This is a genomic window from Kribbella capetownensis, from assembly GCF_004331485.1.
GTDB lineage: Bacteria > Actinomycetota > Actinomycetes > Propionibacteriales > Kribbellaceae > Kribbella > Kribbella capetownensis.
The window spans coordinates 434,043-458,067 of the sequence record NZ_SJKD01000004.1 but is presented as its reverse complement, the minus strand read 5'-3'; the positions used below and the strand labels follow the sequence as shown (position 1 = coordinate 458,067).

21 protein-coding genes are annotated in these 24,025 nt (G+C 68.7%); 5 read left to right on the top strand and 16 right to left on the bottom strand.

Annotated elements, in window-relative coordinates:
* The first annotated feature begins 29 nt into the window (after positions 1 to 29).
* Positions 30 to 506, top strand: coding sequence for a GNAT family N-acetyltransferase (locus E0H75_RS20400; protein WP_131515163.1), 477 nt, complete (start codon positions 30 to 32; stop codon positions 504 to 506).
* A 65-nt stretch (positions 507 to 571) separates the two neighbouring features.
* Here the strand turns inward: E0H75_RS20400 and E0H75_RS20395 are convergent, their stop codons facing one another.
* Entirely contained in the window at positions 572 to 2,083 is a 1,512-nt protein-coding gene (locus tag E0H75_RS20395) for a DUF4832 domain-containing protein (RefSeq protein ID WP_131515162.1), read from the bottom strand.
* Between the two features lie 80 nt (positions 2,084 to 2,163).
* Positions 2,164 to 3,297: an ROK family transcriptional regulator gene (locus tag E0H75_RS20390; protein ID WP_131515161.1), complete on the bottom strand. Its 1,134-nt coding sequence runs from the start codon at positions 3,295 to 3,297 to the stop codon at positions 2,164 to 2,166.
* 81 nt (positions 3,298 to 3,378) lie between these two features.
* Between E0H75_RS20390 and E0H75_RS20385 the strand changes: the two genes are divergently transcribed.
* Both E0H75_RS20385 and E0H75_RS20380 read left to right on the top strand, forming a co-directional pair.
* Positions 3,379 to 4,260 carry a carbohydrate kinase family protein gene (locus E0H75_RS20385; protein WP_131515160.1) on the top strand — a complete coding sequence of 294 codons (882 nt, stop codon included), beginning with the start codon at positions 3,379 to 3,381 and terminating at the stop codon, positions 4,258 to 4,260.
* Positions 4,257 to 5,180, top strand: coding sequence for a pseudouridine-5'-phosphate glycosidase (locus E0H75_RS20380; RefSeq protein WP_238163155.1), 924 nt, complete (start codon positions 4,257 to 4,259; stop codon positions 5,178 to 5,180). Before E0H75_RS20385 ends, E0H75_RS20380 begins: the two co-directional genes overlap by 4 nt.
* Here E0H75_RS20380 and E0H75_RS20375 read toward each other — a convergent pair.
* The 8 genes from E0H75_RS20375 to hpnC are packed head-to-tail and all read right to left on the bottom strand — an operon-like array spanning position 5,164 to position 15,589.
* The gene (locus E0H75_RS20375; RefSeq protein WP_131515159.1) at positions 5,164 to 6,933 is read right to left on the bottom strand and encodes a 1-deoxy-D-xylulose-5-phosphate synthase; all 1,770 of its coding nucleotides are present in this window, start codon (positions 6,931 to 6,933) and stop codon (positions 5,164 to 5,166) included. The genes E0H75_RS20380 and E0H75_RS20375 overlap by 17 nt on opposite strands.
* A gap of 28 nt (positions 6,934 to 6,961) precedes the next feature.
* Positions 6,962 to 7,960 carry an adenosyl-hopene transferase HpnH gene (gene hpnH / locus E0H75_RS20370; protein ID WP_238163184.1) on the bottom strand — a complete coding sequence of 333 codons (999 nt, stop codon included), beginning with the start codon at positions 7,958 to 7,960 and terminating at the stop codon, positions 6,962 to 6,964.
* 2 nt (positions 7,961 to 7,962) lie between these two features.
* Positions 7,963 to 9,528: a 4-hydroxy-3-methylbut-2-enyl diphosphate reductase gene (gene ispH, locus E0H75_RS20365; protein ID WP_131515157.1), complete on the bottom strand. Its 1,566-nt coding sequence runs from the start codon at positions 9,526 to 9,528 to the stop codon at positions 7,963 to 7,965.
* Positions 9,525 to 11,465, bottom strand: coding sequence for a squalene--hopene cyclase (shc, locus tag E0H75_RS20360; RefSeq protein ID WP_131515156.1), 1,941 nt, complete (start codon positions 11,463 to 11,465; stop codon positions 9,525 to 9,527). The genes ispH and shc overlap by 4 nt, the downstream gene beginning before the upstream one ends.
* Positions 11,462 to 12,508: a polyprenyl synthetase family protein gene (locus E0H75_RS20355; protein ID WP_238163154.1), complete on the bottom strand. Its 1,047-nt coding sequence runs from the start codon at positions 12,506 to 12,508 to the stop codon at positions 11,462 to 11,464. Before E0H75_RS20355 ends, shc begins: the two co-directional genes overlap by 4 nt.
* A complete protein-coding gene (hpnE, locus tag E0H75_RS20350) occupies positions 12,505 to 13,857 on the bottom strand; it encodes a hydroxysqualene dehydroxylase HpnE (protein ID WP_131515155.1) in 1,353 nt (450 codons plus the stop codon). The genes E0H75_RS20355 and hpnE overlap by 4 nt, the downstream gene beginning before the upstream one ends.
* Positions 13,854 to 14,738 (bottom strand): presqualene diphosphate synthase HpnD, encoded by an 885-nt coding sequence (hpnD, locus tag E0H75_RS20345; protein ID WP_131515154.1) that lies wholly within the window; start codon positions 14,736 to 14,738, stop codon positions 13,854 to 13,856. The genes hpnE and hpnD overlap by 4 nt, the downstream gene beginning before the upstream one ends.
* Entirely contained in the window at positions 14,735 to 15,589 is an 855-nt protein-coding gene (gene hpnC, locus E0H75_RS20340) for a squalene synthase HpnC (protein WP_272948917.1), read from the bottom strand. Before hpnC ends, hpnD begins: the two co-directional genes overlap by 4 nt.
* A gap of 173 nt (positions 15,590 to 15,762) precedes the next feature.
* Between hpnC and E0H75_RS20335 the strand changes: the two genes are divergently transcribed.
* On the top strand, positions 15,763 to 16,953 hold the full coding sequence (locus E0H75_RS20335) for a PucR family transcriptional regulator (protein ID WP_131515153.1): 1,191 nt from the start codon (positions 15,763 to 15,765) through the stop codon (positions 16,951 to 16,953).
* Here E0H75_RS20335 and E0H75_RS20330 read toward each other — a convergent pair.
* The 6 genes from E0H75_RS20330 to E0H75_RS20305 all read right to left on the bottom strand — a co-directional run bounded on the left by E0H75_RS20330 (position 16,909) and on the right by E0H75_RS20305 (position 23,064).
* Entirely contained in the window at positions 16,909 to 18,225 is a 1,317-nt protein-coding gene (locus E0H75_RS20330) for a wax ester/triacylglycerol synthase domain-containing protein (RefSeq protein WP_131515152.1), read from the bottom strand. The two genes, E0H75_RS20335 and E0H75_RS20330, sit on opposite strands and share 45 nt — an antisense overlap.
* Before the next feature lie 14 nt (positions 18,226 to 18,239).
* The gene (locus E0H75_RS20325; RefSeq protein WP_131515151.1) at positions 18,240 to 19,028 is read right to left on the bottom strand and encodes an SDR family NAD(P)-dependent oxidoreductase; all 789 of its coding nucleotides are present in this window, start codon (positions 19,026 to 19,028) and stop codon (positions 18,240 to 18,242) included.
* 91 nt (positions 19,029 to 19,119) lie between these two features.
* The gene (locus E0H75_RS20320; RefSeq protein ID WP_131515150.1) at positions 19,120 to 20,292 is read right to left on the bottom strand and encodes a patatin-like phospholipase family protein; all 1,173 of its coding nucleotides are present in this window, start codon (positions 20,290 to 20,292) and stop codon (positions 19,120 to 19,122) included.
* 85 nt (positions 20,293 to 20,377) lie between these two features.
* Positions 20,378 to 20,737, bottom strand: coding sequence for a cupin domain-containing protein (locus E0H75_RS20315; RefSeq protein WP_131515149.1), 360 nt, complete (start codon positions 20,735 to 20,737; stop codon positions 20,378 to 20,380).
* A gap of 471 nt (positions 20,738 to 21,208) precedes the next feature.
* A complete protein-coding gene (locus tag E0H75_RS20310) occupies positions 21,209 to 22,135 on the bottom strand; it encodes an RNA polymerase sigma-70 factor (RefSeq protein WP_131515148.1) in 927 nt (308 codons plus the stop codon).
* Positions 22,132 to 23,064, bottom strand: a complete 933-nt coding sequence (locus E0H75_RS20305) for an NAD-dependent epimerase/dehydratase family protein (protein ID WP_131515147.1) — start codon at positions 23,062 to 23,064, stop codon at positions 22,132 to 22,134. The genes E0H75_RS20310 and E0H75_RS20305 overlap by 4 nt, the downstream gene beginning before the upstream one ends.
* A gap of 190 nt (positions 23,065 to 23,254) precedes the next feature.
* On the opposite strand from E0H75_RS20305, the gene E0H75_RS20300 reads away from it, so the two are divergent.
* A complete protein-coding gene (locus E0H75_RS20300; RefSeq protein ID WP_131515146.1) occupies positions 23,255 to 24,025 on the top strand; it encodes a CPBP family intramembrane glutamic endopeptidase in 771 nt (256 codons plus the stop codon).

Genomic DNA, 24,025 nt, shown 5'->3' with positions numbered 1-24,025 from the left:
GTGGCGCGCTCGGGCCCGAGGCTGGAGTCATGACAACAATCGCATGGCTCCCGGACGAGTGGAGCCACCCGGTGCGGGTGCCGCTGACGACAGGACATCACCTTCGCCCGATCCGGGCGACCGACGTCGACCTGGACATGCAGGCGGTGATGGGCTCACAGGAGCGGCTCTGGTCGCTGTACGGCGAGTCCTGGGGATGGCCTCCCGCGACGATGACCGCCGACCAGGACCGCGAGGACCTGGCCCGGCACGAGGCGGAGATCGAGCGGCACGAGTCGTTCAACTACGCACTGTTCGACAACGGCGAAACCGAGTTGCTCGGCTGCGTCTACATCGATCCGCCGATCCAGGACGGGACGGGCGCGGAGATCTCGTGGTGGGTCGTCGACTGGCTCGTCGGCGGGCCGATCGAGGCAGCCCTCGACGAGCTGGTACCGCGCTGGATCGCCACCGACTGGCCCATCACCAACCCGCACTACACGCATCATCAGGGCAAATCAGCATGACCACCACAAGCTCGCCGGGAACGCCGTCTTCCTCGGCATCAGCCCGGCGCAGTACATAGCCGGGGTCAGTGGATCAGCTCCGGTTTCGGGAGCTGGCCGCAGGCGCCGGCGGCGTGGTGCTGCGCGGTGACCGTCACAGTCTGGTTGAGGTCGTTGTAGCCGGTCGCGGCCTGCCAGGTGCCGGTGTTGGCCAGCTGGATGGCGTACGCCGAGTTGTAAGTCTGGGTGGAGCCTGGCAGCCGGTCCTGGGACTGCAGCCGAGGCGCCGGGTCGGCGAGGTTGAGCAGCAGGCGGTACTTGCCGGGCACGGCCGGTGCACAGACCTGCTTGTCGAGCGTCGTGGTCGTGCCGGCCGGCCAGCGACGTGGGTCGGCGGGCAGGTTCACGCGGTAGCTGTGCTTGTCGCCCTGGAAGATCAACTGGACCTGACGCGGGTTGTACGGCGCCGCCCACCCGTCGTTGCGGATCCTCAGGCCGACGTCGACCGTGCCGCGCGGCCGGGTGGTGCTCGTGACCGTGCTCTGCTCGAGGGCGAACCGGTAGCCGAGCCGTTGCTGGGCGATCGTGATGTTGTCACCCCAACTCGCCAGCACGTCCGGGTGGTAGTCGGTGTTCAGGAAGGAGAAGTGCAGCCTGGCCATCTCCTCCGACGCCGACGGCCAGTCGGACCGCGGCGAGTTCACTCCGCAGGTCTCACCACCCTCGGGCACGTACTTGGTGTCCTGGGCAACGAATTCCTTGTCGAGCTCGATCGGATCACTGAGGTAGGTCCCGAAGTCGTCCGGGCTGGCCAGGAAGCAGTCGTTGTGATGACCGACCCGCGCCAAGGGCGACCCGTTGTACGCCTGCTCCGCGGTGAGACCGCCTTCAGCCCCAGTCGGTACGCCGAGCATTCGCTGTTTCATGTACGGCGTACGTACCTGGATCATCCGGTCCTTCGGAAGGGCCTTGAGCAGCGCCATGATCACCGCACGACGGTCGGCCCAGTTCTGGTCCGAGACCTGGCTCGGGTCCTGCGGGTCGGCGAAGTAGTCGGTGTAGTACCCCTCACCCCACAGTCCGACGAAGCCGGACTGGACGACCGCGATCACGTCGGCGTTCTCCCGCAGGATCGGCGTCAGTTGCGCGATGTGCTTCTGCACGCGCGCCAGCGGAGCGTCGCCGTACGGGATGGTCGGCGGCCAGCCGGGCGGCTGGGCGTACGCGAAGCGGACGATCGCCTTGATGCCGGCCGCGCGGATGGTCCGGAAGTCGGCGCGGACCAGGTCGAGGTACGCCTTGTCGAGCGTGTCCTGGCCGGCGAACTTCTCCAGGTAGAACACCCGGAGGATCTGGGTGACGTTCTCCTGGGTCCGGAAGTTGCGCAGCGTGGCCACGTTGAGCGGCACGTAGCCCGAGCCGTCGGCACGGTAGTGCGTCTCGGTGTGGTGGTAGAAGCCGCGCTCCTGGTTGGAGATCACGGCGTCGGTCTGCGCATAGTCGCGGGTCGTGACCGGCCCGGTTCCGTGGGCCGCGGCAGCGGCCTGTGGCGCGAAGACCAGACTGACGAGGGCGATGATCGTGACGAGCCGTCTCATGGGCGGGGCCTCCCTGACGCATCCTGCGACCTGGGAATAATCATGGAGTCCAGGAAAACTATGTCAAGAGCTCGGCGGGGTCAGATCGCCGAGACGGGCAATTTCCCGTCGTACCGGGTCGCCTCGACCTGCTCGAGGGCAAGCCGGACGGCGCCGAGCGCGACCCCCTCGGCACCGAACCCGGACACCCTGATCTCCGGGGTCCGCAGGCACCACCGATCGAGCTCGCGGCGCAGCGGCTCGACCAGGACGTCGGCGGACCGGGAGAAGCCGCCGCCAATCACCACCAGCTCCGGATCGAGGGTGAGGACCAGCGCCGACGCGCCGACCGCGATGTCGCGTATGTACGCACGCACGGCCCGGATCGCCGTCCGGTCCCCGTCCCTGGCGGCGAGGAAGACATCTTCGACATCGTCGCCCCCACCCAGCCAGTCGTACAGGTGCTGCGGCGCCCTCAGCCACCCGGCCGCCGGCAACGCACCGATCTCCCCTGCCGCGTTGCCGAACCCTCGGTGCAGCTTGCCGTCGATGATCAGGCCGGCGCCCGTCCGGAGACCGGCGAGCAGGAAGACGACGTTCCCGGCGTACCGGGCGACGCCGCGCCAGGACTCCGCGAGCGCGGCCAGCTTGCAGTCGTTCTCTACCCGGACTGGCCCGGGTACGAGTCGGCGAAAGTGCGCGGCGAGGTTGACACCGGTCCACTCCGGCACGGAGTCGGACAGCATCACGTTGCCGGTGCCGTCGACGAGCCCGGTGGAGGCGACTCCGGTCGACCAGATCTGATCGGGGGTGACGCCGGCTCCGGCAAGGGTGGTGGTGACACAGTCGTCGAGCATTGCAAGGCGTTCCCGGCGTCCGATCCGCGGGCTCACCGCGACGCGGGTCTGGTTCAGCACGACGCCCTCGAGATCGGTGACCATGGCAAGGATCTTGTGGCCGCCGATGTCGACGCCGAGGATCCGGCCCGCGTCGGCGCGGAATCGGTACCGACGGGCGGGACGACCGACGGTGCCCACTGCCGGCGCCAGCTCGCTCACCCAGCCACGGGCCAGCAACTCGCGGGCGACATCCTCGGTCGAGGCCCTGGACAGGCCGGTCCGCTTCGCCAGCTCCGTGAGCGTCAACGGCCGCTCGTCGCGCAGGGCTCGCAGCACGCTCAGTGCGTTGAGTTGCCGCAGCCGGGACAGATCGCCACCGCTCGGCTCATCGGTCATCGCGACCCCCGGAGTTCGGATGGACTCCCTGATAACTATAGACGGGTAGCGTCGTACCACCTGGACTGGAGGTAGGAGCCTGTGACGAGCGCCGAGGGTCGCCTGGTGTGTATCGGCGATCTGGTTGAGGACGTTGTGGTCTGGTCGGAGGGCGCGCTGCGGACCGGCACGGACAACTCGGCGCAGATCCGGCGCGGGCGGGGTGGTGGGGCGTCCAATGTGGCCGTGTTCGCGAGCAGCCTCGGTACGCCGGTCCGGTTCATCGGCCGGGTCGGGGACGACACCGCCGGCGAGGCACTCGTGCGGGAGCTGGCGCTGGCGGGCGTTGACGCCAAGGTGCAGCGGCAGGGTCGGACGGGCACGATCGTCATCCTCGTGGATGCTGCCGGCGAGCGAACGATGTTCCCCGATCGAGGTGCCGCGGCCGAGTTGGCCGACGTTCCGGACTCCTGGATCTCCGGTGCGGCGGCGGTCCATCTCTCGGCGTACTCGCTGACTGGGCCGTCCTTGCCTGTCCTCCGCCGGGCTGCGGAGATCGCCCGGGCCGAGAACGCGATTCTCACGATCGATGCGTCGTCGGTCGCTCTGATCGACTCGATCGGACCCGGCACCTTCCGCTCGCTGATCGGAGCGCTCCAGCCGACGTACATCTTTGCCAACGGCATCGAGGCCGACCTCGGCTCCCTGCGAGAGCTCGCGAGGTCCAGTACGACAGTTGTCGTCAAGAACGGTGTGGAGCCCACCGAAGTGCATGCTGATGGCAACAAATCGGCCAGTGTCCAGGTGCCGGCGATCGACGAAGTACGCGACACGACCGGAGCCGGGGATGCGTTCGCGGCGGGCTTCCTGTCCGCGGTGCTCAGTCACGCCGAGGTCGTCGACGCGGTGGAGGCCGGCCACCGGCTCGCCCGACGGGTTCTCACCGAACCTGGCGCCACCTTGACCACAGGGAGTTGCTCGTGACTGACAATGGCAGGGTGCAGACCTTCCAGCCCATCGTGGCCGACGACGTAGCGGACGCTCTCGAACACGGCCGCGCGGTCGTCGCCCTCGAGTCGACCATCTTCTCGAACCTCGGGCTGCCCGCCCCCGCGAACGCGGAAGCCCTCGAACTCTGCAAACAAGCGGTTCTCGACCAAGGCGCGACCCCGGCCGTCACCGCGATCCTCGACGGCCGTCCCCATGTCGGGCTCTCGCCGGACGAGGAGAAGCGGGTGCTGCAGGGCACGCGCAAGGTCGCCGAGCGCGATCTGGCCGTGGCGCAGGCACAAGGGTGGGATGTCGGCGTCACCACCGTCTCGGCCACGGTCACTCTGGCGCACGCGGCGGGGATCTCGGTGTTCGCTACCGGCGGCATCGGTGGTGTGCACCGCGGATCGGAACGCAGCGGGGACGTCTCGGCCGACCTCGACGCGATCGCCAACCACCCGGTCATCACCGTGTGCGCCGGAGCCAAGGCGTTCCTCGACCTGCCGCGAACCCTCGAGTACCTCGAGACCGTCGGCGTCCCGGTCCTAGGCTGGCAGCACGACTGGTTCCCGGCGTTCTACACCCGGTCGAGTGGTCTGCCGGTTCCGCACCGGGTCGACGACGAGCGGGTCGTCTGCGACGTACTCCGGTTCCGCTCGCGGCCGAACACCGGCGTCCTGCTGACCGTCCCGATTCCCGTCGAGGACGAGATCCCGGAGTCACGGATCACCGACGTACTCGCTGCTGCTCTGGCGGCAAGTGCGAGCGCTGGCGTGACCGGGCCGGCCGTCACGCCGTACGTCCTCGAGCGGATCGAGAAGGAGACGGACGGCGAGAGCATTCCGGCGAACCTCGCGTTGGCCCGAAACAACGCGGGCGTCGCCGCCCGGGTAGCTGTCAGCCTCGCGCGGTAGTGAGTACGGTTCGGGCGAGGCCCTCCGCGTCCAGGCTGTAGGTGTGCAGGAGGTCCTTGCGGGAGCTGACTGGGACGAAGTCGGCCGGCAGGGTCAGGCTGTGTAGGCGAGTGGTGGCGCCGGTTTCGCGTAGTTCTCTCGCCAACGCGTCGCCGAAGCTGCCCGATGGTGCGTTGTCCTCGATGGTGAACACGGTCCGGAAGCGGCCGGCGGCCTGCACCAGCGCGGGATCGAGGGGTTGCAACCAGCGCGGGTCGGCAACAACTACAGGTACGCCGTGACGCCGCAACTTGTCGGCCGCGTCAACAGCCGCCTCCGCTAGCGGTCCGACCGGCAGGAGCAGGATCTGCGCATCGGGCTCGGCGCGCAGTACGGACGCACTCCCCCAGCGTCCGACCGAGGCCAGGGTCCGTCCGCTGTCGCCGCGCGGAAAGCGCAGTACGGTCGGTCCGTCATCGCACGCGACGCACTCACGCAGGAGGACGCGCAGCTGGTCGGGATCGCGTGGAGCCGCGACCCGGGCACCCGGCACCAGCCCGAAGAGGCCGACATCCCACATGCCGTGGTGCGACGGCCCGTCCGGACCGGTGATGCCCGCACGGTCGAGGACGAAGGTGACCGGAGCGTGGTGCAGTGCGGTGTCCATCAGGACCTGGTCGAAGGCGCGGTTCAGGAACGTCGAGTAGATCGCCACGACCGGGTGCATGCCCGCACCCGCTAGTCCGGCCGCCGACACCACTGCATGCTGCTCGGCGATGCCGACGTCGAAGATCCGATCGGGGAACTCCACGGCAAACGCGTGCAGTCCCGTCGGCCGAAGCATCGCAGCGGTGATCGCGACGACGTCCGGTCGCTGCCGGCCGATCTCGACCATGACGTCGCCGAACACACTCGTCCAGGACGGACCCGAAGCGGCGGATGATGCGGCCGGCGACACGGTGTGCATCCGATCCGCCTCGTCCTCCTCCGCGGCTCGATAACCCTTGCCCTTGGTCGTGACACAGTGCACCACGACCGGACGACGCAGTACGGCGGCCGCTCGTAGCGCATCTTCCGTCGCGGCGAGATCATGTCCATCCACAGGCCCGACGTACGCGAAGCCGAGATCTTCGAAAAGGTTGCCGCGGGCCACGTTGTCGCGCAGTTGCCGCAAGTGCCGCGGCAGGTAGCCGGCCGTGGGTTCGTACGAACGCCCGTTGTCGTTCAGCACCACGACAACCGGCCGGCTTGGAGCAGCGGCGAGGTTGTTCAAGGCCTCCCAGCACATGCCGCCGGTCAGGGCGCCGTCGCCGACGATCGCGACGACGCGCCGATCACGGGTCCCGGCCAGCTCGAAGGCCTTCGCGATGCCGTCGGCGTGCCCGAGTGCCGTGGATGCGTGGGAGTTCTCGACCAGGTCGTGCGGACTCTCGAGCCGGTTGGGATAGCCCGAGAGTCCACCCGCCTGCCGGAGTGTGCCGAACGAATCCCAGCGGCCCGTGAGCATCTTGTGCACGTAGGCCTGGTGCCCGGTGTCCCAGACGATCGCGTCGGCCGGTGACTGGAAGACCCGGTGTACCGCGATCGTCAGCTCGACCACGCCGAGATTCGGCCCGAGGTGACCACCGGTGCGGCAGACCTGCTGGATCAGCTCGCCTCGGATCTCCTCGGCCAGTGTGGGCAGCACATCGGCCGGCAAGCCGCGCAGATCCTCGGGACCGCGCAGACCGGGGAGGAACTGCGCCGCCGCGTCGGCGCCGAGCACTGTGCTCATCGAAGCCACCCCGCGCTGAAGGACATCGTCATGCCCCGACCGCCGCGCGGAGCGACTGTCGCAGCGAGCCCATCGTGGCAACGACCGCGGTCGGCTCGTAGCCGCAGTGCGCCATACAGTTCGCGCAGCGCGGATCCTTGCCACGCCCGTAGGAGTCCCAATCCGTGTCGTCGAGCAGTTCCCGGTACGTCGCGACGTACCCGTCGTCCATCAGGTAGCACGGCCGCTGCCAGCCCTTCAGCGAGTAGAGCGGGATCGCCCACGCCGTGCAGTCGAAGTCGACCCGGCCTTCGAGGAAGTCGAGGAACAGCGGCGAGTGGTTGAGCCGCCACTTCTTCCGGCGCCCGTCGGCGAACGCCTTGCGGAACAACTGCCGGGTCTCCTCCGGACCGAGCCAGTGCTCCTGGTCGGGCGCCTTCTCGTAGGCGAACCCCGGCGAGATCTGCATGTTGTCGACACCGAGATCGTCGTTCAGATAGTCCAGTACGTCGATGACATCTTGCGGGCTGTCGGTGTCGAAGAACGTGGTGTTCGTCATCACCCGGAAGCCGGCCTCCTGCGCCTGCTTGATCGCCGCGACCGCTTCGTCGAACACGCCGTCCTTGCACACCGACTGGTCGTGGCGTTCGCGGAGTCCGTCGATGTGCACCATCCACGCGAAGTTCTTGTGCGGCGTGAACTTGTGCAGATGCTTGGGCATCAGTACGGCGTTCGTGCAGAGGAAGACGATCTTGTTGCGGGCGAGCAGTTGCCGGACGATCTCGTCGATCTCCTTGTGCATCAGCGGTTCGCCGCCGGCGATCGAGACCATCGGCGCGCCACACTCCTCGACCGCGGCCACCGCCTGCTCCACCGGCATCCGCTTCTTCAGCCAGTCGTGCGTCTGCTGGATCTTGCCGCAACCTGCGCACTTCAGGTTGCAGGCGTACAGCGGCTCGAGCTCCAGCAGGATCGGGAACTTCTCCCGCCGGAGCAGCTTCTGCTTCATCAAGTACCCGCCCAGGCGGACGGACTGCCGCAGCGGCATGCTCACTGCTGGGTCACCTCTTTCGGTAGTGAGAACCGGACGTCTTCGGTGACCGCCCCGCTCTCGGTCACGGTCACGGACCCGAGTCCGGACAGATTGCGGATCAGATTGTCGACAAGGGTCGGCGGCGCCGAGGCGCCAGCGGAGATTCCGATCCGCGTCGCGCCGGTCAGCCAGTCCAGCCGCACCTCGGCGGCGTCGTCGACGAGTACGGCGCGGGTGCCCTCGGCCTCGGCGACCTCGGCGAGCCGTAGTGAGTTGGAGGAGTTCTGCGAACCGATCACGATCACCAGATCCGCTTGGCGGGCGATCTCGCGGACCGCCGCCTGACGGTTGCTGGTGGCGTAGCAGATGTCGTCCTTGCGTGGACCGGCGAGGGCAGGGAATCTGCGCCGCAGCACGGCGGCGGTCTCGGCGGCTTCCTCGACCGCGAGCGTGGTCTGCATCGCGTAGGCGACTCGCGCGGGATCTGGCACCTGGACTGTCTCCGCCTCGGCCGGGCCGGGAACGACGATCACGTTGCCTGCGGCCTCACCCGTCGTACCGATGACTTCCTCGTGGTCGGGATGGCCGATCAGCAGGACTGTGCTGTCGCGTGCGGCGTACCTGCGGACCTCGTGGTGGACCTTCGATACCAGAGGGCAGGTGGCGTCGACCACCTGCAAGCGGCGCTCGGCAGCCTGGGTACGCACGGTCGGCGCGACTCCGTGGGCGGCGAGCACCACGACGCTGCCCTCGGGGATCTCGTCGACCTCCTCGACGAAGACCGCGCCGCGTTGCTCCAGATCGCGGACGACATGGAGATTGTGGACAATCTGACGACGTACGTAGACGGGTGCGCCGAAGCGGTCCAGGGCGCGCTCGACGATCTCGATTGCTCGCTCGACACCAGCGCAGAAGGAGCGTGGTTTGGCGAGCAACAACTCGCGGTCGCCGGTCGCGGCGGCCCAGGCATCCAGGACGGGTGCCGCTCGGCGCAGGGAGGCGAGTGCCTTGATCCCACGCAGCGGCATTCCGGCCCGCGCCAGGGGTTGCTCGGGATTGTCGACCATCGCACGGACGACAATGCACCGACCCTCGTCTCCGGCGATCAGAGCCGACTCGGTGTCGACAGCAATCGCGCCGGATGCGGCCAGCGCTCTGCGCTCATCAGCCGAGTCGACAACGTGGTCGGTAGTGACCAGCGGCCCGGTGTGCACGGTCAACCCAGCCCGCCGAAGCTCTCCCGCCACTATCTCGGCCGCATGACTCGGCACGGTCCGTCCGCCACGGCGGAGCTCGCCCGCGACGAGGTCGGCCGCGTGACTGGGGTCGGCGCGGCTCGGATCGGGCTGGCTCGGGGTGGTTTGGCTCGGGGTGGTTTGGTGGGCGTGGCGGATTTCGGTTGCGATCACCAGGTCGCCGGGGGCGATTCGATCGGTGAGGGCGCCGGCGACGCCGGCGACGAGGACGGGATCGTCGCGGATCGTGCCGGTCGCCCGCCCGGTGCGGACCGGGGGCGCGGTGAGCTTGTCGCGCAGGGCGAGCCACTCGACGTACAGCGGCGTGCAGACCGTTCCCAAGGTCATCGCGAGACCGCCCCCTCGTGATGCGGACGGTCTCTGCCGAGGTAGCGACCGAGCGCCCAGATCGGGAACACCAGCCGATACAGGTGATAGCCGATGTAGAAGTCACCGGGGAACCCGGTCCCGGTGTAGCGGTGTTCGTCCCACCCGCCATCAGGCCGCTGAGTGTCGACGAGGTAGCCGATACCCCGGCGTACCGTCTCGTCTCGCTCATCGGCCGCCACCAGGGCAAGCAGCGCCCACGCCGTCTGTGACGGAGTCGAGTCACCACGGCCGATCCAGCTGGGATCGACGTACGAACGCAGGTCCTCACCCCAGCCACCGTCAGGATTCTGGTGATCAGCCAGCCACCGAACGGCACAGCGGATGACCGGATCGTCAGCGGAGGTTCCAGCCGCGATCAACGCGGGAACGACGGCACCGGTGCCGTAGACGTGGTTCGTGCCCCACCGACCGAACCAGGACCCATCCGATTCCTGGGAATCGAGCAGCCACCGCACGCCGCGGCGGCACTCGTCGGTGCCGGTCTTGCCTTCGGCCGCGAGCATCTCCACGACATGAGCGGTGACGTCGGCCGACGGCGGATCGATGACCGCACCGAAGTCACAGAAGGGAAGCCGCAACGGTGTCGTGTCGGTGTTGTCGGCATCGAACGCACCCCAGCCACCGTCGGCGGACTGCATACCGGCCGTCCACTCCACCGCGTCGTCGAGGGCCGCTCGCAACACCTGCGGCTCCGGGTGCACCACCCGACGCAGCGCGAGCACAATCTCCGCGGTGTCGTCCGTGTCCGGGTAGCCGTCGTTGGCGAACTCGAAAGCCCACCCGCCCGTGGTCAGCGTCGGCCGCCGCACCTGCCAGTCACCGGGAGCATCGATCTGCTCGTCGAGTAGCCAGTCGGTGGCCTTGAGCACGGCTTTGTCGTCCGGCGCAACGCCCGCGTCCAGCAGAGCGCCAACCACCAGCCCGGTGTCCCAGACCGGCGACTGACAGGCCTCCAGCCAGCGCACGGGACCGCCAACGGTGTCTGCGTGAACCGTGAAGCCTTCGAGCCCGCGCAGCCCAGCAGCCATCACTGGATGATCCGTGGCGTAGCCCATCAGGTGCAGTGCGATCAGCGAGTACACCCACGGTGGCTGGATGCCTCCCCAACCACCATCGGCCTCCTGCCGAGCAACGATCCACTCGACCGAACGTCGCATCGCCAGCCGACGGATCCCACCGAGCGGGCCGCGAGGACCCCAGCGCGTGTAGGCGTTCAGTACGACGTCCAGCAGCTGGAAGCCACCGTCGAGACTCCATGGCGGAGCCTTGCGCGCAGCCGGCGTACCCGCGCGGAGTTGGTCGATACCGAAGTCGACCGGCCGGACCGGACGGAGCGCGCTGACGATCGTCAACGGCACGATCGTCTGCCGTGCCCAGCAAGCCCAGTTGTAGACATTCAACGGAGCCCAACCGGGCAAGAAGATCAGCTCCGGTGGCAGGTCCGGGCAGTCGTCCCACTCCCACAGGCCGAACAGCGCGAGCCACAGGTGTGTGAAGACTCGCGCCTTCTCGACTCCACCCGCACTGCGGACGAACTCCGCAGCCTTGGCCAGGTGCGGCTCGGCCGGATCGTCGCCGGCCATCCGCAGCGCCACCCACGCCTCGACCGTGGTGGACAGATCACCGGGTCCGCCGGGGAACGTCGCCCATGTGCCGTCGTCGCGTTGCTGGGACCGGATCCACCGCGCCGTCTCCGCATCGGTCTGAGCGGTAGCCACTCCGAGGAATCGCCGCAGCATCAGATCCTCGGCGTCCATCGTCACGTTGGTTGCGAGATCCCCCTTCCACCAGCCGTCCTCGTGCTGCAGAGACCGCAGGTACTCCACCGCCGCGTCCAGACAGTTCTCGACGCGGAGGTCGGACTTCTCGTCCTGGGCAAGCCTTTCGGCCGTCACAGCTGTCGCTCCGCAACGAACTGCGCCAATTGATCGAGCTGGTCACGGTTGGCCGGTGTGACACCTGCGGCGTCGAGTGCCTTGCCCGCCTTGCGAACCCGTTCGTCGGCCTCGGCCAACGCCCACTCCCGACCACCAGCGCGTTCGATCAGTACGGCGGCCTGCCGCAAGCTGTCCTCCGTCGGTGTCGTGGGGTCCGCGAACCAGTCCGCGAGCTCGCGACCGACTGCACCGCCGTGCTCGAGCGACCACACCACCGGCAGCGTCTTCTTGTGTGCACGCAGATCCGAGAACACCGGCTTGCCAGTCCGCTCCGGTGCTCCCCACACGCCGAGGATGTCGTCGACGAGCTGGAACGCCAGTCCCAGCTCCCACCCGTAGGTGCGGAACGCGTCAGAGATCACCTCGTCGGCGCCGCCGAGGATCGCGCCCAGCTGCGCCGACGCACCCAACAGTGCGCCCGTCTTACCGCCGGCCATGTCGAGGCACTCGGCCAGCCCGACATCGTCCCGCCGTTCGAACGCGACATCGAGGACCTGCCCGCGGATCAGCTCACGCGTGGCCACGGCGAGCGCACGACCGGCGCAGCGCGCGGGTGGAGCCTCGCACTCGGCCAGTACCTCGTCCGCCAAGCAGGCGAGCGCATCACCGACCAGGACCGCCGTGGCGTCACCCCAGATCGCCCAGACCGTACGCCGGTGCCGTCGCTGTGTGTCCCGGTCCATCAGGTCGTCGTGGATCAGCGAGAAGTTGTGCACCAGCTCGACCGCAACGCCGCCTGGCACCCCCGGACCGGGCGACCCGCAGACCGCCTCGGCGACCAGCAGCACCAGACCAGGTCGGATCGCCTTGCCGGAGCTGCCGCTGGCCGGTCTCCCCTCTTCGTCGCACCAGCCGAGGTGGTACGACGCGACGAGCCGGGTGTGGTCGTCGAGACGAGCCACGGCCTCACGCAGTTGGGGCTCGACCAGGTCCCGGCTGCGGGCGAGGAGCTCCAGGACGTTGCTGTCCGCCGGCATGGTCGAGGGCTGGACCGCCGTCACGACAACACGTCCTCGGACGGCAGCGATGGGCGAAGGGGCGCCCGCAGTACCGAGGCCGCGGCCGACTCTCCGCTGCGTACGGCGCCCTCCATGGTGGCCGGCCAACCGGTGGCGGTCCACGCGCCGGCCAGATGCAGGCCCGGACGTGCGGTGGTCGCGGTGGGCCGGAAGCGACCGGAACCCGGTGCCGGCCGGAAGGTGGCATGTCGCTCTCGGGTCACGAAGAACTCCTTCACACGTGCGTCGGCAGCCGCGGGGAGCAGCTGCCGGAGGGCGGGCACCAGCACCTCGCGCAGCTCGGCAACTGGCATGTCGATGAAGTCATCCGCGGCCGACAGCGAAATCGCGAGGTACTGCTCGCTGCCGGCGTGGTTCGCAAGGCTCTGCGGCGTACGGTCGAAGACCCACTGCAACGGGCTGTCCACACCGGCGACGAACGGGTCGTCGAGAGCAACCCGGTCGAGAACCACGTGTGCGTTGACGATCGGCGAGCTGCCGAGCGCCTCAGCCCATCCGGCCGGCAGGTCGACCGCGCCTTCTGGAAGCAGCCGCGCTGCCTCCGACGGTGGCACCGCGAGTACGACGTCGTCGTACCTCTCGGCGTCGATCTGCCAGCCACCGTCCACGTCGTCGAGCGATTTCACCCGCGCGTGCAGGCGGACATCGACACCTGCGGCGGCGAGCGCGCGAGCGGCGGCATCACCATGGAGTTGTTGCAGCGGGATCAGCGGCCAACCGATGTCGGCGGCATCGGTCTGCTCGAGCAGACCGACCTGGAAGACAGTGGCTGCGACCGCGAGCGAGGCGGCGTCGGCGCGCGCGTTCAGGGTGGCGACACCGATCAGCTCCCAGAGCGCCTCCACGGCGCGGGCGTCCTGCCCATGCGCGGCCAGCCACGCACCGAACGACTGTGCATCAGTCGCAGCGTCCTCCCGGTCCACCCGCCCCAGCGCCAGCGCGGCACGCACCGCCTGCATACGCTCCGAGAAGCTGAGCCAGCGGTACGTCGCCAAGGCCCGCCCAAGGTGCAGCGGTGCCGGCATCTTCGTACGCCGGATCCGCCCAAGACCAGCGTGCCGGCCACTGCGCACCGGTACGTCGAGACGCGGCTGCAGGTGCACGTGGTCGCGCACACCGAGCCGATCGAGCAGCCCGAGGTACGACGTACAGCAGCGGAGGAAGACATGTTGCCCGTTGTCGATCCACCGGCCGTCGCGTTCGAACGAGTGGGTCAGCCCGCCGAGCTTCGGCCTGGCCTCGAGCAGATGCACCTCGCGACCCGCGTCGGCCAGCGCGAGAGCGGTGGTGATGCCGGCGAGGCCACCGCCGACGACAGCCACCCGGCTCACGAACGAGCTCCCGCCAGCGACGCGATCGCGACCTGCGCCTTCTCCCCCGCCGACAACGACAGCCGGCGGTCGTACACGAGCACCGGGTTGGCCGCGATCCGTCGCAGCAGGTGGTGATAGATCCCCGACATGGCCCGACAGGACGCGCCGCTGCGCCAGTCCAGGGACGGCAGCAGTCGCCACCCGAGCGAGTACCAGTCCTGCGCCCGTCCGGTGGCGAAGCGGATGTACGCGGCCAGCCGGCCTTGCGGGTCGTCGAGGTTGCCCCGCTCGTCGAACGTCAGCCGGACTCCGAAGCGCTCGAGCTCGTCCGCGGGCAGGTAGATCCGGTCGTTGCCGAGGTCCTCGCGGATGTCGCGCAGGATGTTGGTCTGCTGCAGCGCGATGCCGAGCTGGTCGGCGTACAGCGCGAGGGTGTCGAGGTCGGCATCGGCCTCCGTCGGCCCGAAGATCGACAAGCAGAGCCGGCCGACCGAGCCGGCGACGCGCCGGCAGTAGACGACCAACTCGTCGAAGTCGGCGATGCGGACCTGCGACAGGTCGGTCTCGACTCCGTCGACGAGCTCCTCGAAGGCCCCGATGGGCACCGGGAACCGGCGTACGGCGTCGGCGACGGCCACGTAGACGGGTTCATTCACGTCGTCGAGCCGCCCGAGGTTCTTCCGGATCCGATGCAGCGCCGTTCGCTTCTCCTCCAGCGGCAGGTCGCCGTCACCGATGTCGTCGATCCGCCGGGCGAGCGCGTAGAGCGCACACAGCGCGTTGCGCTTCTGCGGGGGCAGCAGCCGGATGCCGTAGTAGAAGTTCCGGGCTTCGGTCCGGGTGATCTCCGCACAGGCGACGTACGCATCCAGGACCGTGGGGCTTCCCGTCATCGTCATCGAGCAACCGCCCCGGCGACCAGTCGGAGGGCTCGGGCGGCGGTATCCAGCTTGGACGGACGAGCAGACCGGGCCAGGACGTCGCCGCCGGTACGTCGCAGCGCGCGGACTGTGGCCTGGCCCCCGGCAACGAATCCCGCCACACTCACCCGAGCCCATCCATCGAGCCTGGTCACGATCGCGGCCCCCTCCTCGAGCAGGCCGGCGGCGCGCTCGATCTCGAAGTTCATCAACGCTCGCAGTTGCGGTGTTGCCTCGCGGTTGTCCAGGTCGGCCTCCGCAACGGCGTATGTCCGGAGATCCTGCTGCGGCAGGTAAATCCGGCCGGCCCGCCGGTCCTCGGCCACGTCCTGCCAGTGCTCCAGCAGTTGCAGCGCGGTGCAGACCCGGTCGGACAGCCGCTCGGTCTCCGAGTCGTGTACGTCGAAGACGCCGAGCACCATGCGGCCGACCGGATCGGCCGACAGCCGGCAGTAGCCCTGCAGTTCCGCAAAGGTCTGGTATCGCGAGACTGACTGGTCCTGCAGGTTGGCCCGCACCAGCTGGTGGAAGGGCTCCGCGGCCAGGGCGTGCTCGAGGACGACCGGGCGTAAGCGGCGCAGTACCGGGTGATCGGGCTCGGTGCCGGCCCAGATGTGGTCGAGGTCGGCCGCGAAGGCGCGCAGCGCCGCCGTCCGGTCTCCCGCCCGGCTGTCACCCAGCTCGTCGACGGTCCGGGCGTACCCGTAGACGGCGTGCAGCACCATCCGATGCCGCGCCGGAAGCAACCTCAGCGCCACCGGGAAATTCTCGCCTTGCTCCCTCCTAGCCAATGCCCGTTCGCCGACCCGGTCCGATGGGACCTTCTGCACTCCTTCAGGATGCACGTTCCCATGATGGGAAGCGGTTTCATGCCAACTCTGCCCCGCTGGACCACATTCGGACGGCAAGAATTTGTCACGGGGATACAGTTACCCGTGGGATGACGTATCCGTAGGACACCTGTCTGGCCGGCGTTCGGCAGGGAACGCATGGGAGTCTTCACATGACCGTCGCCACATTCGACCGTGCCCGCCTCGAGGAGGCCTTGCTCGAGGGGCTGCCTGGCCTGCTCTCCGAGGTTCGTGACCGGCTCGCCGAGCACTGGCCGGACTACGCCGCGTTCCTCGATGCCGAGCGCGACGCGGTGGTGGAACCCGCCGCCCTGTTCGTGCATCGGCTGCTGGACATGTCGATCGCCGACCTGTCCAGCCCGGAGCGGGCCAGCCTCGACCGTGCCGACGAAACGGTACGCCTGGTCTTCGAAGAGATCGGTCGCCGGCAGCAACAGGTCGGCAACGACCTCACCCGGCTCCTCACCGCCTTCCAGCTCGGTGCCCGGATCGCGTGGCGGCACGTCGCGGCGACAGCGCTGCGGCTGGATTTCGCACCGGACAACCTGGCCGCGCTGGCCGACTCGGTCTTTGTCTTCGTCAACCAGCTCTCGTTCTCGGCGGCCAACGGGTACGTGCAGGAGCAGCTCGACGACGCGCTCGCCCGCGAGCGCCGCCGCGAGGAGCTCGCGAACCTGCTGCTGTCCGGCCGAGCCAGCACCGAGGCGATCCGGACCGCCGCGCTGCAGGCGGCGTGGCGGATCCCTGAGACGGCCGCGGTGGTGATCTACATCGACGGCGACCACGAGCTCGCTCGCACGATGGTGAGCCGCCTCGAGCCGGGCGCACTCCCGATCCGCCGCAACGGCGTGGTCTTCGGCGCGATCATCCCGGAACCGTCCGGTCCCGGCCGCCGGCTTCAGCTGAGCCGGGAGCTCACCGGCCTCGGCGCCGTGGTCGGCAATCCGGTGCCACTGGCCGAGCTGCCCCGCAGTCTCGAGATCGCCCGGATCGCGGCCCGCCTGCGCAAGACGGGAGTGCTCACTGACGACCCGGTGTTCGCCGACGAGCATCTCGATGCGCTGATCGTCTGGCGCGACGAGTCGCTGGTCGCGGCGCTGCGCGAGGAGATGCTGGCTCCGTTGCAGGGCGAGACCGAGGCTGCGAGAGCGCGGCTCACCGAGACGCTCGCCAGTTGGCTGCGCCAGTTCGGGGACCGCCACGCGATCGCCGAGGAGCTGCGGATCCATCCACAGACCGTTCGTTATCGGATGGCGCGACTCCGGGCGCTGTTCGGCGACCGCCTGGACGACCCGGAGTCACGCGCTCGGCTCTTCCTCGCCCTCGAGTGGCCTGCTCCCTGACACCGACACGGGACTGCTCTCCCGCAGCCGTGCCAAGGTGGCGTCGAGGTGGTTGGCCACCGCCGCGGCGTCGAGCAGTTGCGGATCGGTCGCCAGCCCGATGCCCAGCACGCCGTTCCAGCTGAGCGCGCCGACCGCGAGCGGAGTCTCCGGCACCAACGGCAGGATCGGGTACGTCGGTCCCGTGCCGACCCCCGCGAACGTCAGCGCGACCGTCGGCCCCGGCATGTTGGACACGACCGCGTGCAGGAAGCGTGGACCGTAAACAGTCTGTGCGAACCATCGGGCGAACGGCTCAGGGACGAGCCGCAACCCAGTGGCCATGACAAAGCGGGATGCCATCGCCCGGGTGGGCCGACGGAGCCGCCGGGTCCGTGTGGCCACCTCCACGAGCAGATCGTCGAACGGCCGGCCGTCGACCGGTACGTCGATGATCACCGCAGCCGTCGCGTTGCCCTCGGCCACGCTGTCGGGTGTGCGCACCATCGTCGTCACGGAGAACCGCATCCGGCCGTCCACCGACCGCGCGAGTTCGGGTGCCACGGCGTACACCGCGTCGGCGAGCAGCGCGATCACGAGGTCGGTGACGCGCACACCGTGAGCGGCAGCGGTACGACGTACCACCTCGAGCTCGACGTCGGCGACGCCGAACCCGCGCTGCGCTGAACTCGGTGGCAGTGAGGCGGCGGTGCCGTCGGTGGCCAGTTGCGCGAGGCCAACGGCCACTGCTGCGGCGCGCCGGAGCCGGTTGGCCGCCTGTCCCGACGGCACCGGGAGCGTGGCTCGCGGCTCGAACAGACTGAGGGCCTGCAGCACCGTTCCGATGCCGTCGGCGATCGAATGGTGCACGAGCACGACCAGCGCGTCGGCGCGGCCCGGCCCGACATCGCGGACGATCGCCACCCGCCACATCGGCCGATCCCGGGGCATCGAGGTCTCGGCGAGCTCTCCCAGGATCCGCATCAGTCCGGCCTTCCCGTCCGGGGAGTGGAGCTCGGTGACGTGCCAGTCCAGATCGACGTAGTCGGCCTCGATCCAGCGCGGTCGTCGCCACCGTGACGTCGGAGCGAGGCGCTGGTGCATCCGTGGCAGGCGGGCGAAGCTGTCGCGGACCAGCGCCCGTACGTCGTCGATCGAGGGCCGGTCGTCAGTTGCTTCCAGCATCACCAGGCCGCCGACGTGCTGCGCGGCCCCGGTGCCCTCGATGTGAAGGAAGAACGCGTCACTGGACGGCACGACGGTGCCCGGCGTCCCGCGCAGCCACGTGGCCATGCCTTCCTCCTTGCTCACCGGCGTGCCTCCCCGGATCGTGATACCACCTGCTCTCCGAACCGAGCCACCAAACGCCGATAGAGCCCGGGAGCGAGCGCTCGTACGACGGGAGCGACGCGGAGCCAACCGGGGACCCACACCTCGGCGCGGTCACGCGCGATGGCGTCGACCAGCGCCTTCGCCACGTCCTCGGCGCGGACTGGGCGCGGGCGGCCGCGGTCGTACGGTCGGCCGCGGGCGGTGAAGAATCCGGTGTCGACCACACCCGGAATCGTGAGGCTCACGGTTACGCCGGTGCCTCGGAGCTCCGGCCGCAGGCTCTCGGCGAAGACGTCGAGGGCGGCCTTGGTCGCGGCGTACACGGCCTCACCGGCGACGCCCGTGCGACCGGCGATCGAGCCGACGAGTGCGACGTGGCCGGCTCCGCGATCGAGCATCGGTGGTAGGAGGCGGCGTACCAGCTGAAGAGGTGCCAGGAGATCGAGCGCTACCAGGCGGTCGATCTCGGTCGCGGTCATCTCGGCGAACGGGCCTGACCAGCCCAGGCCGGCGTTCGCCACGACGATGTCGATCTGGCCGTGAACGTCGAGCGCGGTGTCGGCGAGCTGCGCGGCCGCACCGGGGACGGCAAGATCGCCGAGGAGTGGCGCTCCCCCGATCCGCTTGGCGACTGCCTCGGTACGCTGCTCGTCCCGGCCGTGCACGATCACCCGGGCGCCGGCTGTGGCCAGCTGCTCCGCGACCGCCGTACCGATGCCCGCCGACGCACCGGTCACCAGCGCGATCATCCCGTCAAGTCGCATCCGCACCTCCTCCGCCCCCATTCCAGCACGCGCCGCCGGCGGGAACTTTCACGCAGGGTGGTACGGCGGCTGGAGGGCGAAGGTGAGGTTGTCAGAGCTTGGTGAGTGGATTGTCGGGATAGGGCAACGTCCCGTCGCCGGCGGGCTTGCCCAGGTGGGCGCGCAGGCCGGTGTCGCAGATGACGTATCCCCAGTTGATCAGCTGTTCCTGAACGGTGTCGTCCATCGCGTTCAGGCGCGTCGAGATCCCCGCGAGCCTGGCTGCGACAACGGGATCGGACGGCAGTGGGTCCGCGAGCGGGAAGTCGTCCACGTGGCTGCGGATCCCGACGTACATGCCGGGGCGTTTGTTGCGGAAGGCATCGATGACCTGACGTTTGCGCAGCGACCGGACCTGGTTGTCGATGACCTTGAGAACGCGGATCGTGTGCTGGGCCCAGTCCACCGGCGGATCCGCGACCGCACCCAGGTGACCGCCCGCGTCACTGACCAGGACCGTCTCGTACCGCTTCCACGCGGTCTCCAGCCCGAGGTTGTCGTATACACCGCCGTCGCTCAGCCGGATCTCGTTGCGGAACTCCGGCGACGTCAGGTCGTTACCCGGCTGCGTCACCCACTCCTCCCGATCGAGGTCGACCGTGCAGGGCGAAAGGATCGGCGGGAACGCCGACGAGGCCGCCACTGCGACAGCCAGCGGCAGCCCCGGGTTGTCGATGCGGCCGACGCGATAGTCGGCCAGATACTGCTTGCTGAAACGCATCAGTACGCCGGACTCGACGTTCGTCGCGTTGATCACGAACGTCGGCTTGTCCGGAAGATCCTGCAGCGTCTTCTGACCGAACAACTGCTTGCGCAACGCCCGGACGACCCGGTCGGCCACCGAGGTGAACGGGAGCCCGATCCCGGTGAGCACAGCCGGTAGATCCACGTGGGTGCTCGCCATCGCACGGACCGGATCGACGACCTGATCCACGAATTGCTTGGCCACCCCGGCTTGGTCGAACAGCAGTTCGTTCCAATTCATCCCGAGTACTCCGGCGGTGATCGAACCGCCGGACACACTCGAGACACGATCCAATTCAGCCAGCATCCCGGCCTCGTTCAGGCGCCAGAGAACACCGACGTGGAACACCATCGCCCGATATCCACCGCCCGACAGGCACAAGGCCATTCCCGGCTGAGGATTCCGGGAGTCATCCCCCGGAATCCGGCGTACCGGCTCACCAGAAACGTGCACCTCGTCCGGTGCCGACGCAGGACTCATGTTTCCCCCTGAAGATCTCCCCTTGCGATGAGCGTCCTCCCGCCCACAACCAATTGCAAGAAGTCACCCCAGGGATCGAACGGGGTCAGGACTTGGCGTACGTCTCGGCCGCGTGGGACTCGAACTCCAGGCCGATCGCGGGCTCGTCGCCGACGACCCAGGCGTCGTGCCCAGGCTCGATCAGGTACGCGCTGCCGGCCGCGAGTCGCGCCTTGCTGCCGTCGTCGTGCACGACCTCGATCTCGCCCGACAGAAGGGTGCCGACGTGCCGGACCTGGCAGGACTCGCCGCCGACGACGGGACGAATGCACTCCGACCAGCGCCAGCCCGGTTGGAAGGTGATCTTCGCGACGCTGGCGCCGGGAAACTTCACCACGTTGACGACGGTCTTGTCCGGCGTCCTTTGCTCATCGGGTTCGTCGAACGACTTACTGTAAACGGCCATGCTCCGGCCCCCTCGATCGGGAAAGAATCATTTTCGACAATGGCCCGGATCGTCCGCCCTGAACAGATCCCGCCACTTATGGCGTGCTTACGGAGCCGGCCGCTGAGGAAACGGTGGGGTTCGTCAGGTGCAGGTGGGGCGGGTGCGGTGGTGGTGGGAGTGAGTGGCGATTGTGTGTGAAGGGCGCGGGATCAGCGTCGGTGGGTGTGATGCCGGTCAGGGTGAGAATGCCCCAGATGGCCACCGACCGGGCGATCAGTGCGAGCGGACGCTCAATGGTGCCGGACGGAACGATTCCCACCGCGCGCTCAGAACGTGACCGAACGTACCCACCGCGGAAGTAGCCGTCGCGAAGACCAGACCGCCCACCGCGATCCTCGACACGGGCCATGGCGCGGTACACGACGGCTCACGACCGCGCGACATCACCCGGCAGAGGGATCCGCTTCCATCGATCGGGTGGAGTGTTGACTAAGAGGCTGGCGGGCGACGGATCTGCGTGGCTTGGCGGAGTACTGACCAGGCGTCGGCTACTGGGCCCACGTGGATGAGTTTGTCGGGGTTGAGGACGGTGCGGATCGTCTGGATGTGGCCCTCGAAAATGTCCAGGGTCCAGGTGTTGATGACCTTGCCGTCGCGGTCGCGGAGGATGGCGCCTGGTTGGCCGTTCAGCGAGTGGGGTTCGACGGTGCCGCCGATCTGGGTGAACGGCGCGACCAGGGAGACGAGTAGGCGGGCAACCTTGTCGGCGCCGGCGATGCCGGTCCCCCACTGCGGGGCCTTGCCGCCGCTGTCGCTGACCATGCGTACGTCGGCTGCGAGCAACTCCTGCAGACCGTCGACATCTCCTTCGCTGAAGGCGTCGAAGAACCGCGAGGCGAGTACGTCGCGCTCGGCGCGGTCGGCCTCGAACCGGGGTCGGCCCGCATCCATATGACGCCGCGCCCGCACCGCGAGCTGACGGCACGCCGCCTCCGACCTCTCCACCGCCGACGCGATCTCCGGGAACCCGAACCCGAACACATCCCGCAACACGAAGACCGCACGCTCGAGCGGACTCAGCCGTTCGAGCAGGAGCAGAGCGGCCATCGACAACGAGTCGGCCAGCTCCGCCGCCCGCTCCGGATCCTCATACGGGTCCGCCAGCAACGGCTCGGGGAACCACGGACCGACGTACGTCTCCCGCCGGACGCGGGCCGACCGCAGTACGTCGATCGAGACGCGGGTCACCACCGCGGACAGGAAGGCCTTGGTCGAGGCGGGTGCTGTCGGCGAGGATTCCCAACGCAGCCAGGTCTCCTGGACCGCGTCCTCTGCCTCGCTCACGCTGCCGAGGAGCCGGTAGGCGATCGAGAACAGCAACGGTCGCAGCTCTTCGAACTCCTCGGCACGCGTCATGCCAGCTCTTCCTTGAAGCCCTGCCGCCAGGACGGGTAGCGCAGTTCCCAGCCGAGCTCCCGCTTGGCCTTGGCGTTGGAGAACCCCCGGCCCTCGGTCATCATCATGACCGCCACGTCCCCGGCCAGCGGGCGAGCGAGCCAAGTGGGGAACCGCATCGGCCGCTTCGCTCCCGCCGACGCGGCCAGGTAGGGCAGCCATACGTTGGCCGGCGCCGGTTCGTCGTCGACGATGTCGAACACACCCTTGGCCTGCTGCTCCACAGCCAGGACTGTAGCGCTCGCGGCGTCGTCGAGATGCACCCACGAGCAGTAGCCGCCGCCTCCCCCGACGACCGGGAACTGCCGCTTCAACACAGGCTCGACCAGGTCGTCCATCGCACCCGGCCCGTAGAACCAGCCATACCGCAGTACCGCGCCGCCGGCCTTGACCACCACGTCCTCGACGTGACCGATCGCCGCCATCCCGGGCTCGGCCGGCGTACCGGTCATCGGGTCCACCGGGTCCTGCTCGGTCTTCACCCAGCCGCCGGTACGAATGCCGTTCCAGGCGCCGTACCCCTGCGCGACGAAGTTGGTCACGCCGGTCGCCTCGGCGGCGGCGAGCAGGTGGTCCGTCCCCTCGGTCCGCAGCCGGTTAGTGCCGGCGAACCACCGATCCATGTGCTTCATGTCGGGCTTGCCCGCGTGGGCCACGGAGATCGCCGTCATCTGGTGCACGATCGCGTCCGGCCGAGCCTTGGCCACCGCCTCACCGACCGACGCGGCATCCAGCCCGTCCATCACGACGGCCTCGGCTCCCAGCTTCTCCAGCAAGCCCAGCTTGGCTGCGCTGGTCGTCGTAGCGGTCACCTGGTGCCCTCGCGCCACCAACTGCGGCACCAACCGCCGCCCGAGCACCCCGGTTCCACCTGCCACGAACACCCGCATGATCATCACCCATCCGATCTCAAGACTGTTCCTTCAACCCCGAGACGAGACACCCCAGCCAGCTGTGACATCGCCAGCGGCGAGCACCCACGGCGTACCCCCTGAGGGGTGTGCCGACTGACCCCGTTGGGAGGACGTACGCCGTACCGCCACACGCCTACCGTCCTTGCATCAGACGCAAGGAGGGGCCATGCACACAACGACAAGCACGACACCGACCCGAGTGCCGGCGATCCCGCAGTACTCACGCGGCATGGTGCTCGCGGTCTGGGCCGCGGCCACCGTACCGATGGCTGTCTTGGCATGGGTGGTGGCACCGGCCATCGCGGGCGACGGCGCGTCCTCCAGGCGGTTCTTCATCACGCTGCTGTCGGCGCTGACGTTCGGACTGCTGTGGCAAGCAGCTCTCGTGGTGATCCTGGTGCTGCGTGAACGACGTGATCCATCATGGACGAATGTCCGTGACCGGCTGTGGCTACGACCACCACAGACAGCGTCGAGGCGCGGTGGCCGGCTGTGGTGGTGGGTCGTGGTCTTCGCCCTGGCCCTGGCGGCGCTGGACATGCTGCCGTTCGGACCGAGCGGACCCGCTGAGCGGAACTTCGGTCACTTCCTCGAGTCCGACGCCGGGCAGGCGACGTTCCATCACGCGTGGTGGCTGTACGCACTGGTCGCGTTCGAACTGTTCCTGAACACGGTCATCGGAGAGGAGTTGCTTTTCCGCGGGCTCCTCCTGCCGAGGATGGGCAAGGCGTTCGGGCGGGCCGACTGGATCGTGAACGGCGTGCTGTTCGGCTGCTACCACCTGCACGAGCCGTGGGTGATCCCGAACGCCATCGCGACCGGGTTCCTCACCGCGGGACCGACCAAGAGATATCGCAGCGCACTGATGGGAATCGCCATCCACTCGGTAGAGTCGGTGTTCTTCCTGGTGGTGTTGCTGCCCATGGTGATCAGCTAA

Excerpts from the sequence above, each read along its gene's own strand:
- E0H75_RS20400 (WP_131515163.1), top strand. The coding sequence starts at position 30 with ATGACAACAATCGCATGGCTCCCGGACGAGTGGAGCCACCCGGTGCGG.
- E0H75_RS20395 (WP_131515162.1), bottom strand. The coding sequence starts at position 2,083 with ATGAGACGGCTCGTCACGATCATCGCCCTCGTCAGTCTGGTCTTCGCG.
- E0H75_RS20390 (WP_131515161.1), bottom strand. The coding sequence starts at position 3,297 with ATGACCGATGAGCCGAGCGGTGGCGATCTGTCCCGGCTGCGGCAACTC.
- E0H75_RS20375 (WP_131515159.1), bottom strand. The coding sequence starts at position 6,933 with ATGAGCACAGTGCTCGGCGCCGACGCGGCGGCGCAGTTCCTCCCCGGT.
- hpnH (WP_238163184.1), bottom strand. The coding sequence starts at position 7,960 with ATGCCGCTGCGGCAGTCCGTCCGCCTGGGCGGGTACTTGATGAAGCAG.
- ispH (WP_131515157.1), bottom strand. The coding sequence starts at position 9,528 with ATGACCTTGGGAACGGTCTGCACGCCGCTGTACGTCGAGTGGCTCGCC.
- hpnD (WP_131515154.1), bottom strand. The coding sequence starts at position 14,738 with ATGACGATGACGGGAAGCCCCACGGTCCTGGATGCGTACGTCGCCTGT.
- E0H75_RS20335 (WP_131515153.1), top strand. The coding sequence starts at position 15,763 with ATGACCGTCGCCACATTCGACCGTGCCCGCCTCGAGGAGGCCTTGCTC.
- E0H75_RS20330 (WP_131515152.1), bottom strand. The coding sequence starts at position 18,225 with ATGGCCACGTGGCTGCGCGGGACGCCGGGCACCGTCGTGCCGTCCAGT.
- E0H75_RS20325 (WP_131515151.1), bottom strand. The coding sequence starts at position 19,028 with ATGCGACTTGACGGGATGATCGCGCTGGTGACCGGTGCGTCGGCGGGC.
- E0H75_RS20320 (WP_131515150.1), bottom strand. The coding sequence starts at position 20,292 with ATGAGTCCTGCGTCGGCACCGGACGAGGTGCACGTTTCTGGTGAGCCG.
- E0H75_RS20315 (WP_131515149.1), bottom strand. The coding sequence starts at position 20,737 with ATGGCCGTTTACAGTAAGTCGTTCGACGAACCCGATGAGCAAAGGACG.
- E0H75_RS20310 (WP_131515148.1), bottom strand. The coding sequence starts at position 22,135 with ATGACGCGTGCCGAGGAGTTCGAAGAGCTGCGACCGTTGCTGTTCTCG.
- E0H75_RS20305 (WP_131515147.1), bottom strand. The coding sequence starts at position 23,064 with ATGCGGGTGTTCGTGGCAGGTGGAACCGGGGTGCTCGGGCGGCGGTTG.
- E0H75_RS20300 (WP_131515146.1), top strand. The coding sequence starts at position 23,255 with ATGCACACAACGACAAGCACGACACCGACCCGAGTGCCGGCGATCCCG.